Here is a 12,408-nt window from a genome sequence, read left to right as displayed (position 1 = left end):
AAAGTTAATGGTGAGTTTTGTGATTATCTTCGAGTTCTTCAAGTTGATGCTGAATAATATCAATTGCAGGATCATCTGGACACTCATCGATAAAAAATTGTAAGTCGTCACGTGCCATTTTCGGACAATCAAGCTGGTTAAGTAAATAGCCTCTGTCGCGTCTTTCGTACGGATCATCGCCTATTAGCTCCATCAGCATCTCAACACAGCTCAAAGCATGACCAAATTTATTACTGCTAATAAAGGCCCACTTTTGTTGTGCTAGATAAAGCTTATACACTTCTTCGTCAAAAATGAGCTCAAGCGGCTCTTGCTCATCACCATTTTCTTCACTGGCGTTTTCAGGAATAATATACCAACTTTGTTGACCTGAACTCGGCTCAAGTAAATAACCTTCCTCATCGCTAATAGCAACATGGACATTTATTTCACTATTATTAATCGTTACATTTGCATCAAAACCTGCATGGTTCAGCAAATGGCATAATAAAATACCCAGTGTTGTTTCAGAACCACTGCGCATACTCAGCATATAGCTAAAACTATTTAAGGTGTATTCTGGGACTTTTAAACTGGATACGCTAAATAACCACTGAGTAAAAAACATGTCAACCAACGCATCAAACCGTTCGTGAATATCAGGGTATTGTTGGCATAGTTCGGTGACTTGATTTTCAAAGTCGCTCAGTGTGGCAAAGCTATCACTTAAATCAGCTTGAGGATCCCACTTCGCTTCAGCGCTTATACAACGATACAACGCTTGGGGAACGAATGTGTCAAAAGCCTCATCTTGATAGGATTCATTTTGATCTTCAAACCAAGGGGTGGTCATTAATACGGCAACATCTTTAATAGAAAATGAATGACTAGTTTACCTATTTTTTTACACAGATACCAACGTAGCGCGCTAGATTAACGTTCAAAGACTGTTTAGTGCAGCCTTTGAACACGTTTAGTTACAAAATAAACGCTGTTTTGGCAACCGCCAGCTTACCAATGAAGGCAATGACCGCAGTCGTAACAACTAAAAACACAATTTTTATACTGGTTTTTTGCTGCTTACTGGCAATAATACCCAGTACAATGTACGCCACTACAAGAATAATCTTTTCAAGCAGCCAGGTTTGTTCTAGTGGATTAATTTTTGCAATTGCCATCAGCGCGAAAGCTGAAATAAGTAAAAACGTATCGGTTGCGTGACTACCAATAAATACCAATTTATTTTTAGCGATTGCACCACTGCCGAGGCGAGAAAATGAACGTACATAAAATAGAACAATGCTTAAAACTGCAATTGCCATGTGTGTGTGTTTGACTGCTAAATAATCCATATGCCCCTAACTACTCATTAATGTTAAAAAAGAAATTGTACCAATGTTATTAAACATACTCATTCTAATGCGTTAAATAACTCACCAGTTCAATGCACTGGGTATTATTTTTTAATCTGGAAAACGGGTTAAAATTTCTTCAAGCTCCGCTAGGTTGTCGTTAAATGCATCGACCAGTTTAGGCTCAAAATGTTTGCCTTTTTGCTGATTGATTTCATTAACGACATCATCAAGCGTCCACGCTTCTTTGTAACAACGTTTATGGCGCAGCGCATCGTACACATCTGCAAGCGCCACTATACGGCCAAAGATATGAATGTCTTGTCCTTGCCTTCCTTGTGGGTAACCTGAACCATCCCATTTTTCATGGTGATCACGTGCAATTTGAGCACCCGCATTAACGATTTCTCGACGAGAGCCTTGTAAGATAAGGTAACCTTTTTGAGTGTGCGTTTTCATGATTTCCCACTCTTCGCAGGTCAATTTACCCGGCTTATTTAAAATAGCGTCAGGAATACCGACCTTACCAACATCATGAAGTGGCGACGCTAAACGAACTAAGTCAGCCTCACGTTTCGATAAACCATACGCCAGTGCTAAAGTATTACATATATGCGAAACCCGCTTAACATGATTACCTGTTTCGGTTGAACGCTGCTCCAGAGCTTCACTTAAACGAAGCACTAACTCTTGCTGAGTAGCTTCGACCTCGGATTGTAATTGCACATTCTCATACGCTAACTGTACATTTTGCGAAAATATTTCAATCAAATGGCGCTGTGTATCCGATAAGTCGTGTGGAATACCAGATATAAAAAGCATTGAATTATGATTATGTTCGCTGCAACAGTATGCAAACAAATAATTGTCTTTATAAACAATGTTTTTATCTCTAAATGCTTGCTTACATGCTGATAGCTGCTCGGTATTCAAGACCTCTTCAATTGCTTTACCTTCGCTGCGTTCAAAATCGCCTCGCCCAGAAAATACCACTAATTTATGCTGATTATCTTGTGGATTACCTGCCACTAAACTGGTGGCGTACATTGCTTGATCAACGGTGCCGAGCAACGATGTTAATTGTTGCATCACCCCTTCAATAAAGTGATCAAGTGAGTGCGCTGAAAAAATATCTCGAGATGCTTTAATGATTTTTTCAAGACCTTGACGAGATTGTTCAATCGATAAAATATCGCGATAAGAACGTAAGCTCGACATCACTACAGTAAATAGTTTTTGTGCGGTAAGTTCTGTTTTTGATTTGTAGTCATTGATATCGTAATTAACAATAACTTGGCGCTCTGGCGCTTGGCCGGGTTGACCAGTACGAAGGATAATACGGATATGATTATTTTTAGCGACTTCACGAATATATTGCGCGACTTTCAAGCCTGCATCGTCGGTTTCCATCACCACATCAAGCAGTACTATTGCAGCATCGGGATTATTATCTATTTGTACTTTAGCCTCAGCCCCTGAGTATGCACTAATAAACTCTAAACGCTTGTCTTGAAACTCAAAATCACTTAATGCCAGTTTCGTGACGGCATGAACCTCAGGCTCATCATCAACAATGATGACTTTCCATGTCCCCTTAACTACATCACTTTCTACTTCTTGTGGTTCATCCGAAAACAAAAAATCATCCATCATACTGAGTCCTCAAAGCGTTTATTTTGCTCTCGCACTGTAATTGTTATAGTTATCCCGGCCACTGTGCGAGCGTTACACGATCGTTATTTGCTAAATCTTTAACTGTAAGTATATTTGTATACGCCATTTGTGCAAAAAAACTATGCACTTTAGTACTTTGTTGATATCCATGCTCAATAACAAGGTAACCATTTGACGTTAAAAAATTGCGTGCTTGAGTAATAATATACTTGATATCAGCCATACCGTCATCATCGGCAACTAACGCAGAAAGTGGTTCAAAACGTACGTCACCTTGATTTAAGTGAATATCATCATATTCGATATACGGCGGATTACTAACTATTAGATCAAACTTTTGTGCTGTAACTTGGCTAAACCAATCACTTTGCACAAAGTCTACATTAATAAAGCCTAACCGCTGCTTATTTGTATTCGCAAGCGCTACAGCATCAGTAACCCTATCAACCCCTGTGATTTGCCAAAGTGGCATTTCGCTGGCAAGTGCAAGCGCAATTGCACCAGTCCCAGTGCCTAAATCAAGCACTTTAGCGGCCACAGGTAAAGGTAAACTGAGCGTATATTCAACCAGTGTTTCGGTATCTGGACGGGGGATCAGCGTAGTGGGATTAACCTGCAGTGGCAAACTCCAAAATTCACGCGTGCCCGTTATATGAGCCACTGGCTCACCTGTTAAGCGACGTTGACAATAACTTTCGAATAGCTGTTGTTGTTGCGGTGTTAACTTTTGTTCTGGCCAGCTAAATAAGTAGCTACGTGGTTTTTGTAATACGTCTAGCAATAATACTTGAGCGTCTAATTTGGCACTATCGCTGCTACTTTGCAGCAGCAAAGTAGCACGCGAAACAGCACTTTCAATCGTGTCGGTCACGATTACTCATCACCCATAGCGGCTAGTAAATCAGCCTGATGCTCTTGCATTAGCGGCTCAATCACACAACCTAAGTCGCCGGCAACTACCTCATTTAAACGGTATAAAGTGAGATTGATACGGTGATCTGTAATACGTCCTTGCGGATAGTTATAAGTACGAATACGTTCCGAACGGTCACCGCTACCGACTAAGTTACGACGCTCTGATGCTTCAGCCGCGTGGCGTTTTTCATCTTCCGCTTGTTGTAAACGTGCAGCAAGCACTGACATCGCTTTCGCGCGATTTTTATGCTGTGAACGTTCATCTTGACACTCAACCACTACACCTGTTGGTAAGTGGGTAATACGAATTGCCGAGTCAGTTTTATTAACGTGCTGACCACCGGCACCTGAGGCACGGAACGTATCAACTTTAATATCAGCGGTATTAATTTGAATCGCTTCAGCTTCTGGCACTTCAGCCATTACCGCAACAGTACACGCAGAGGTATGTACTCGTCCTTGCGATTCAGTTTCTGGCACACGTTGTACCCTGTGAGCACCAGATTCAAACTTCAATTGCCCATACACGCCTTCACCACTAATGTTAGCAATGACTTCTTTGTAACCACCGTGCTCACCTTCATTGGTGCTCACAATCTCTACTTTCCACTTTTTAGTTTCAGCATAACGGGTATACATACGGAATAAATCACCAGCAAAAATGGCTGCTTCATCGCCTCCCGTGCCGGCACGTACTTCTAAAAACACATTATTATTGTCGCGCGGATCTTTTGGTAGCATCAACACTTGTATTTGATCTTCGATAGCAAGGATTTGCGCTTTGGCTTCTTTGTATTCTTCTTGCGCCATCTCACGCATATCAGGATCCGAATCCTTTAGCATTTCTTCTGCTGTAGCAACATCATCTTGTGTTTGCTGATAGCCTAAAAATGCTTTAACAATTTCTTCCAACTCAGAATATTCTTTTGAAAGCGCACGAAAACGATTTTGGTCGCTAATAACTGACGGATCACTTAGCAGCGCTTGTACTTCTTCATAACGCTCTACTAAGGTTTCTAACTTACGATAAACGGACTCTTTCATGTAACTGCTATTCCTGATCAATACCTAACATTTTCTTTAATTGGCTTAACTGAGCAACTTCACCTTTTTTAGCCGCATCTTGAATTGCACGGGTAGGCGCGTGCATTAGGCGGTTGGTTAACTTGTTGGCCAGCTCTAAAATAATTTTTTCTGCGTCTTTACCGGTATTTAATTGGCTTATTGCCTTATCAACCAGCTCAGACTTAATATCGTGTACATCTTGGCGATAAGAGCGGATCAGATCGACAGAGTCGAGTGAACGCATCCACATCACAAATTCCGCACAGCGCTGGGTAATAATCACTTGCGCTTCATCGGCGGCTTGTTCTCTTGAAGCGATATTTTCGCTTACTATTGCCTGTAAGTCATCAACCGAATACAAATAGGCCGCATCTAATTCACCAACTTGGCTTTCAATATCGCGCGGTACTGCAATATCAATAAATAACATTGGCTTATTACGGCGTTGTTTTAGCGCTTGTTCAACTACCCCTTTACCAATAATTGGCAAAGTACTTGCTGTCGAACTGATCACTATATCCGCCTGATGTAAGCGTTCAGGTAACTGCGCTAACGCAATAACGTCGGCATTAACATCTTCTGCCAGTAGGCGTGCACGCTCTATGGTGCGATTCGCCACGGTGATCTGTTGTGGTTCATTTTGATATAGATGTTTCGCTACCAGCTCAATTGTTTCCCCGGCACCAATTAATAGCACTTTGGTTTTATCTAACTTGCCATATATATGTTTAGCTAAATTAACCGCAGCATAAGCAACAGACACCGCACTGGCGCCTATATCGGTTTCCGTTCTTACTTGTTTTGCTACCGAAAAGGTTTTTTGAAATAACCGGTCAAATACCACACTCACCGAATTGTGATTTTTGGCGCTATTATAAGCTTGCTTTATTTGACCAAGAATTTGCGGTTCACCTAGCACCAAAGAATCTAGGCCACATGACACACGCATTAAATGATTGATAGCATCATTATCTTGATGACAATATACATTACTGCTCAGTTCGTATTCATCCAAACCGTGGAAACTAGCTAACCATTGCAACAGTATTTGGGAATTTTGCTGAGCGAGGCTACAATAGATTTCTGTTCGGTTACATGTGGACACAATAACCGCTTCATTAAACTGATCGTGATCGCTCAGTTGCTGTAATGCTTCTGACAATTGCTCAGGCGAAAAGGCAACCTTTTCGCGTAATTCTACAGATGCGGTTTTATGATTAATACCAAGTGCTACTATGGTCATATGTGCCAAATATTGCTAAGCCGTGCTCGAAAGACGATAATTTTACCAAAAATCAGCGGAATATGGAAAGTAAGGAACGACATTTGATTCGACTATATTTGATTTTACTCATATTTTTTTTATTTTTAAGTGGTTGTGCGCAGCAAATTAGCCCTCAAACAGCTCTTTATGACGATTGGAAGTCGCAATTATCACAACAAACCAATTGGCAAGTTGAAGGAAAACTGGCTTTTATTAGTCCAGATGAACGCCAATCAGCAAACTTAAATTGGCAACAACAAGAACAGTTAAACCAACTTATTTTAACGAGTTTTATCGGTACCCGTGTTTTAGCATTAACACAAAATACTAACGGCGCTGAACTTGAATACGATGATCACATTTACCATGACATTAATGCATCGCGCCTGCTTGCTAGGCTCACTGGTTTTAATATACCGATGGACAGCGCCGATAATTGGTTAAAAGGCACTGTTGACGATCCAAGTTTGCAAGTTGATGAACTAGGCCGAGCGAAAAATGTAACTTGGCACGCACCCGATGGCGATCAATGGCAAATAAGCTACGCTGATTACCAACAATACGCCGGATTTTGGTTACCTAAAAAGCTCACGTTAAAACACCAAGATATTAAAATAAAAATTCAACTTTACGAGTGGCACTTTAACTAACATGACTACGCACACTATGACTTCATTTTCGTTATTGGCTCCTGCCAAGCTCAATTTATTTTTACACATTAATGGCCGTCGTGAAGATGGCTATCATGAACTGGAAACCTTATTTACTTTTTTAAATTATGGCGATCAACTCACATTTACTTTGACTGAAACAACTGAAATTGAAGTCACTGGTGACACCACCGATATCCCCCTAAAAGATAATTTGATCTATAAAGCGGCCGTTTTATTACAAAAACACACAAATTCCCTTTTTGGCGCAAAAATAAATTTAACTAAAATATTACCCATGGGAGGCGGCGTTGGTGGTGGTTCTTCAGATGCGGCCAGCACACTTTTAGCGCTTAATAAATTATGGCAATGCCAGTTATCACTGTCTGAATTAGCAGCGCTTGGCGTGCAGTTAGGCGCAGATGTGCCGGTGTTCATTAACGGCAAAAGCGCCCTAGCTCAAGGCATTGGCGAGAAGTTAGTGAATGTAGAGCTGCCGTCAAAATGGTATTGTGTAGTGCATCCAAGTGAACATGTCAGCACCGCGAAAATTTTTACTCACCCAGATTTAAAACGCAATACACCGAAGCTAAAAGGCCACTGGCAGCAACAAACATTAGCCAACGATTGCGAGCCTTTAGTTAAAAAGCTCTGCCCTGAGGTTGAAAAGACCCTCCAGTGGTTGCTAAAATACGCTCCGTCGAAGATGACTGGCACAGGTTCATGCTGTTTTGTTGAATTTGCCACGCAAAAAGAAGCGCAACATGTTCTTGAAAATCTCCCCCATAACTGGGACGGTTTTATTGCCAGCAGCGTTAATATCTCTCCTGCTCATACGCAGTTGGACGCTATACATTGAAGCAATGAAGTAACGTACAAGTAAATAAAGTTTAAGTTAATAAGCTATACTTTTTTTATCGCTTATTAGTCCAAAAATTCAGTGCCTGAGGAACCCTACCGTGCCTGACATGAAGCTCTTCGCTGGTAACGCAACACCTGAGTTAGCTCAAAAAGTTGCAAAACGTTTATATATTGAAGTTGGCGATGCTGTTGTTGGCCGTTTTAGCGACGGTGAGATCAGTGTTCAAATTAATGAAAATGTTCGTGGCTCGGATGTTTTTATTGTGCAATCAACCTGTGCCCCTACTAACGATAACTTGATGGAGCTTATTGTAATGGTTGATGCCTTACGTCGTGCATCTGCAGGTCGTATAACAGCCGTCATTCCTTATTTTGGTTATGCACGTCAAGATCGCCGCGTGCGCTCTGCTCGCGTACCAATCACAGCAAAAGTTGTTGCCGATTTCTTATCAAGTGTAGGTGTTGACCGAGTTCTAACGGTTGATTTACACGCTGAGCAAATCCAAGGCTTCTTTGATGTACCAGTTGATAATGTGTTCGGTAGCCCAGTGCTACTTGAAGATATGAAAGAGCGTCAATTTGATGATGTTGTTGTTGTATCACCTGATATCGGCGGTGTAGTTCGTGCCCGTGCTATTGCTAAGTTATTAAACGATACCGATCTTGCCATTATTGATAAGCGTCGCCCACAAGCGAATGTTTCTCAAGTAATGCACATTATTGGTGACGTTGAAGGCCGTGACTGTATCATCGTTGATGATATGATCGATACTGGCGGTACCTTATGTAAAGCAGCTGAAGCACTTAAAGAACACGGTGCTAAGCGAGTATTCGCTTACGCTACTCACCCTGTACTTTCTGGCCAAGCATTAGAAAACATTCGTAACTCAGTAATTGATGAAGTGATTGTAACTGACTCAATTCCACTGTCTGCTGAATTAAAAGCAATTGATAAAATTAAAGTGTTAACACTTGCAGACATGCTAGCTGAAACAATTCGCCGTATCAGCAATGAAGAATCTATTTCAGCGATGTTCGAACACTAAACTTGGTTTAGTTAAAATATCCTGATGTAATAAAGCGCCTCGTTGGCGCTTTTTTTATGTATCATGTTTCTTTTAATTAGTCGCGGTGGTATGATAGCGCGCCTTTTGGCTAGGGACCTTGGTCGCAAAGGCCCTACACTATTTAATTATTGGAGACATCATGTCTAACGAAACATATACATTTAATGCAGAATTACGCACAGCTACGGGTACAGGTGCGAGCCGCCGCCTACGTCGTGAAGATAAAATCCCTGCGATCCTTTACGGTGCTGACAAAGAAGCTGCATCACTTACTTTTGAACACAAAGATATTATCAAAGCACAAGAAAGTGAAGGTTTTTACACTCACATCCTTACTCTTGATATCGCTGGTGAAAAAGTTGAAGCTATCCTTAAAGATATCCAACGTCACCCGTTCAAGCCTAAAATCACTCACCTTGATTTCCAACGTGTAGATGCTACCCACAAACTTAACACTAAAGTACCAGTTCACTTCATCGGTGAAGAAGCGGTAACTAAAGCGGGTAACACTGTAGTTCACCAATTAACAGAAATCGAAATCACGTGTCTTCCTAAGTCACTTCCTGAATTCGTAGAAGTTGACGTAGCTGGCCTAGTTGCTGGTGACTCAATACACATCTCTGACGTTAAACTTCCAGCAGGTGTTTCATCTGTTGATTTAGCGAAAGGTGCTGATCACGACCAGTCTATCGTAACTATCAAAGCTAACAAAGCTGCGCCAGTTGAAGACGAAGCTGCAGAATAAATTTTAAGGTTTGCACCTTGAATTCTATTCAAATGCTTGTGGGCCTGGCTAATCCAGGCCCCGAATACGCAAACACACGCCACAATGCAGGTGCTTGGTTCATCGAGCAACTCGCTGCACGCTACAACTGTACGCTAAAACACGATCCTAAGTATCACGGCCTTACCGGCAAAGTGATCATCCAAGGTCAAGAATTCAAATTACTCATCCCTACTACTTATATGAATTTAAGTGGTAAAGCTGTCGGTAGTTTAGCCAACTTTTTCAAAATTCCTGTTGAGAGCATCCTAGTTGCCCATGACGAAATGGATTTAGAACCCGGTGTTGCCAAATTAAAAAAAGGTGGCGGACACGGTGGCCATAATGGTTTAAAAGACATTATTGCAAAGATGGCAAATCAAAAAGATTTCATGCGTTTGCGCGTTGGCATAGGTCATCCAGGACACCGTGAAATGGTGACCGGATGGGTGCTTGGAAAAGCAGCTAAAGAAGACCAAGAGAAAATGGATGCCGCAGTAGATGAAGCAGTTCGTTGTATGGAAATACTTGCAAAAGACGGTGTGTTAAAAGCACAAAACAGACTACATTCGTTTAAGCCATAATTGGTTAAGCGGATCTAAACAAGGTATCTTAACTATGGGTTTCAAATGTGGCATCGTCGGTTTGCCTAATGTTGGTAAATCAACACTTTTCAATGCATTAACCAAAGCGGGTATTGAAGCCGCTAACTTTCCTTTTTGTACCATCGAGCCAAATACGGGCGTGGTACCGGTGCCAGATCCTCGTCTAGACGAACTTGCAAAGATTGTAAAACCACAACGTATTCTTACAACGAGTATGGAATTTGTGGATATTGCGGGTCTTGTAAAAGGCGCATCGAAAGGGGAAGGTCTTGGTAACCAGTTTTTAGCTAACATTCGTGAAACCGATGCAATTGGCCACGTAGTGCGCTGCTTTGAAGATGACAACATCATTCACGTTGCAGGTACCATTGATCCTGCTGATGATATTGATGTGATCAACACCGAGTTAGTACTTGCTGATATGGATAGCGCTGAAAAAGCCCTTTTCCGTAACGCGAAAAAAGCCAAAGGTGGCGATAAAGACGCAAAAGAACAAAATGCCGTACTTGAAAAAGTAAAAGTACACCTTGATGAAGGCTTAACTTTACGTTCTTTAGCATTAACTAAAGAAGAAAAAGCGGCTATTAGCTCTGTTAACTTCTTAACAATCAAACCAACTATGTACATTGCTAACGTAGCTGAAGATGGTTTTGAAAATAACCCATATCTTGACCGTGTACGCGAAATTGCTGCTGCTGAAGATGCTGTTGTTGTGCCTGTATGTGCCGCGATTGAATCTGAGCTTTCGGAACTAGATGAAGAAGATAAACTTGAGTTTATGGCCGATCTTGGTCTGGATGAGCCAGGTTTGAATCTAGTGATCCGTGGTGGTTATGAGTTACTTCATTTACAAACCTACTTTACTGCAGGTGTAAAAGAAGTACGTGCATGGACAATCCCAGTAGGTGCAACTGCGCCACAAGCTGCAGGTAAAATCCACACTGACTTTGAGCGTGGCTTTATCCGTGCACAGACCATCGCTTTTGATGACTACATCGCCTATAAAGGTGAAAGTGGTGCAAAAGAAGCAGGTAAGATGCGCCAAGAAGGCAAAGAATACATAGTTAAAGATGGCGATGTAATGAACTTCTTGTTCAATGTTTAACACCATCCCAGTGTGACCTATCACCTTTAGTGATTTTTAAAGGCTCGTTTTTACGAGCCTTTTTTATTTTTGCACTATCATTAAATATCAGCTGTTGTGAATAAGTCACAATAAAGCAGTTAAAAAAACACCATTTTTATTAAAATTTAGCCTGTTAGCCTATTTTTCCCGCAAACAAACCAAGATACGTGTTTTTTTGCAAAAAAGGTGTTGACGGATTTGGGTCATATCAGCATAATACGCCCCGCACTCAGCGATGAAGTGCTAACAAAAAAAGATGGCTAAGTAGCTCAGCTGGTTAGAGCACATCACTCATAATGATGGGGTCACAGGTTCAAATCCCGTCTTAGCCACCATTATTTTTTGTTGCTCAATGAAGAGTTTAAAATAACTACCTAGTGTTTTATTACACAACGTATGCGGGAGTGGCGGAATTGGTAGACGCGCTGGATTTAGGTTCCAGTATCTTAGGATGTGAGAGTTCAAGTCTCTCCTTCCGCACCATATTCTTGATAAGAATTAAAATTATCAATTGTTATTGTTGGGATATCGCCAAGCGGTAAGGCACCAGGTTTTGATCCTGGCATTCCCAGGTTCAAATCCTGGTATCCCAGCCAACAATGGCTAAGTAGCTCAGCTGGTTAGAGCACATCACTCATAATGATGGGGTCACAGGTTCAAATCCCGTCTTAGCCACCATTTCTTTTGAAATGGCTCTGTAGGAGTATAAACTACACTCAATAAAGAGTTTAAAATAACTACCTAGTGTTTTATTACACAAAGTATGCAGGAGTAGCGGAATTAACAGTTGTCTTGAATTAGGCGCTGGATTTAGGTTCTAATACATTGTTACCTGTATGTTCGATGCGGGAGTGGCGGAATTGGTAGACGCGCTGGATTTAGGTTCCAGTATCTTAGGATGTGAGAGTTCAAGTCTCTCCTTCCGCACCATGTTCTTGATAAGAACTAAAACTATCAATTGATTCTTTGTTGGGATATCGCCAAGCGGTAAGGCACCAGGTTTTGATCCTGGCATTCCCAGGTTCAAATCCTGGTATCCCAGCCAACTTCTTCTACCAAAGAATGTTGTTAAAGAATAACTCTAGCT

Annotated in this window: 12 protein-coding genes and 6 tRNA genes; 12 read left to right on the top strand and 6 right to left on the bottom strand. The window is 41.3% G+C overall.

Going from position 1 to position 12,408, the window contains the following annotated elements:
* Positions 1–4 precede the first annotated feature (4 nt).
* The 6 genes from H5162_RS06185 to hemA form a co-directional block, all read right to left on the bottom strand.
* The gene (locus H5162_RS06185; RefSeq protein ID WP_145240647.1) at positions 5–832 is read right to left on the bottom strand and encodes a tetratricopeptide repeat protein; all 828 of its coding nucleotides are present in this window, start codon (positions 830–832) and stop codon (positions 5–7) included.
* Between the two features lie 124 nt (positions 833–956).
* Positions 957–1,331 (bottom strand): SirB2 family protein, encoded by a 375-nt coding sequence (locus tag H5162_RS06180; RefSeq protein WP_145240645.1) that lies wholly within the window; start codon positions 1,329–1,331, stop codon positions 957–959.
* A gap of 111 nt (positions 1,332–1,442) precedes the next feature.
* Positions 1,443–2,984, bottom strand: a complete 1,542-nt coding sequence (locus tag H5162_RS06175) for a response regulator (protein ID WP_182735437.1) — start codon at positions 2,982–2,984, stop codon at positions 1,443–1,445.
* Between the two features lie 49 nt (positions 2,985–3,033).
* Positions 3,034–3,876, bottom strand: coding sequence for a peptide chain release factor N(5)-glutamine methyltransferase (gene prmC, locus H5162_RS06170; RefSeq protein ID WP_145240643.1), 843 nt, complete (start codon positions 3,874–3,876; stop codon positions 3,034–3,036).
* Positions 3,877–3,878: 2 nt separating this feature from the next.
* A complete protein-coding gene (gene prfA / locus H5162_RS06165) occupies positions 3,879–4,964 on the bottom strand; it encodes a peptide chain release factor 1 (protein ID WP_145240641.1) in 1,086 nt (361 codons plus the stop codon).
* A gap of 7 nt (positions 4,965–4,971) precedes the next feature.
* Positions 4,972–6,228: a glutamyl-tRNA reductase gene (gene hemA, locus H5162_RS06160; protein ID WP_182719176.1), complete on the bottom strand. Its 1,257-nt coding sequence runs from the start codon at positions 6,226–6,228 to the stop codon at positions 4,972–4,974.
* Between the two features lie 83 nt (positions 6,229–6,311).
* On the opposite strand from hemA, the gene lolB reads away from it, so the two are divergent.
* From lolB to H5162_RS06100, 12 genes are all read left to right on the top strand, one after another.
* Positions 6,312–6,899: a lipoprotein insertase outer membrane protein LolB gene (gene lolB, locus H5162_RS06155; protein WP_149980714.1), complete on the top strand. Its 588-nt coding sequence runs from the start codon at positions 6,312–6,314 to the stop codon at positions 6,897–6,899.
* Between the two features lies 1 nt (position 6,900).
* Positions 6,901–7,758, top strand: a complete 858-nt coding sequence (ispE, locus tag H5162_RS06150; protein ID WP_257325560.1) for a 4-(cytidine 5'-diphospho)-2-C-methyl-D-erythritol kinase — start codon at positions 6,901–6,903, stop codon at positions 7,756–7,758.
* A 100-nt stretch (positions 7,759–7,858) separates the two neighbouring features.
* The gene (locus tag H5162_RS06145; protein ID WP_145240635.1) at positions 7,859–8,806 is read left to right on the top strand and encodes a ribose-phosphate pyrophosphokinase; all 948 of its coding nucleotides are present in this window, start codon (positions 7,859–7,861) and stop codon (positions 8,804–8,806) included.
* Positions 8,807–8,966: 160 nt separating this feature from the next.
* Entirely contained in the window at positions 8,967–9,572 is a 606-nt protein-coding gene (locus tag H5162_RS06140; protein WP_145240633.1) for a 50S ribosomal protein L25/general stress protein Ctc, read from the top strand.
* Between the two features lie 17 nt (positions 9,573–9,589).
* Complete coding sequence (gene pth, locus H5162_RS06135; RefSeq protein ID WP_145240631.1) at positions 9,590–10,174, top strand: aminoacyl-tRNA hydrolase; 585 nt, start codon at positions 9,590–9,592, stop codon at positions 10,172–10,174.
* A gap of 34 nt (positions 10,175–10,208) precedes the next feature.
* Positions 10,209–11,300 carry a redox-regulated ATPase YchF gene (ychF, locus tag H5162_RS06130; RefSeq protein ID WP_145240629.1) on the top strand — a complete coding sequence of 364 codons (1,092 nt, stop codon included), beginning with the start codon at positions 10,209–10,211 and terminating at the stop codon, positions 11,298–11,300.
* A gap of 279 nt (positions 11,301–11,579) precedes the next feature.
* Positions 11,580–11,656 (top strand) — tRNA-Met (locus H5162_RS06125).
* 63 nt (positions 11,657–11,719) lie between these two features.
* A tRNA-Leu gene (locus tag H5162_RS06120) sits at positions 11,720–11,804 on the top strand.
* A gap of 38 nt (positions 11,805–11,842) precedes the next feature.
* Positions 11,843–11,917, top strand: a tRNA-Gln gene (locus H5162_RS06115).
* A 5-nt stretch (positions 11,918–11,922) separates the two neighbouring features.
* A tRNA-Met gene (locus H5162_RS06110) sits at positions 11,923–11,999 on the top strand.
* 167 nt (positions 12,000–12,166) lie between these two features.
* A tRNA-Leu gene (locus H5162_RS06105) sits at positions 12,167–12,251 on the top strand.
* Between the two features lie 40 nt (positions 12,252–12,291).
* Positions 12,292–12,366 (top strand) — tRNA-Gln (locus tag H5162_RS06100).
* The last annotated feature ends 42 nt before the right edge of the window (positions 12,367–12,408 follow it).

The sequence above is a fragment of the Pseudoalteromonas sp. SR41-8 genome (genome assembly GCF_014163915.1).
Classification (GTDB): Bacteria; Pseudomonadota; Gammaproteobacteria; order Enterobacterales; family Alteromonadaceae; genus Pseudoalteromonas; species Pseudoalteromonas rhizosphaerae.
This window is presented reverse-complemented; position numbering and strand designations above follow the sequence as displayed.

Excerpts from the sequence above, each read along its gene's own strand:
- H5162_RS06185 (WP_145240647.1), bottom strand. The coding sequence starts at position 832 with ATGACCACCCCTTGGTTTGAAGATCAAAATGAATCCTATCAAGATGAG.
- H5162_RS06180 (WP_145240645.1), bottom strand. The coding sequence starts at position 1,331 with ATGGATTATTTAGCAGTCAAACACACACACATGGCAATTGCAGTTTTA.
- H5162_RS06175 (WP_182735437.1), bottom strand. The coding sequence starts at position 2,984 with ATGATGGATGATTTTTTGTTTTCGGATGAACCACAAGAAGTAGAAAGT.
- prfA (WP_145240641.1), bottom strand. The coding sequence starts at position 4,964 with ATGAAAGAGTCCGTTTATCGTAAGTTAGAAACCTTAGTAGAGCGTTAT.
- hemA (WP_182719176.1), bottom strand. The coding sequence starts at position 6,228 with ATGACCATAGTAGCACTTGGTATTAATCATAAAACCGCATCTGTAGAA.
- ispE (WP_257325560.1), top strand. The coding sequence starts at position 6,901 with ATGACTACGCACACTATGACTTCATTTTCGTTATTGGCTCCTGCCAAG.
- H5162_RS06140 (WP_145240633.1), top strand. The coding sequence starts at position 8,967 with ATGTCTAACGAAACATATACATTTAATGCAGAATTACGCACAGCTACG.
- ychF (WP_145240629.1), top strand. The coding sequence starts at position 10,209 with ATGGGTTTCAAATGTGGCATCGTCGGTTTGCCTAATGTTGGTAAATCA.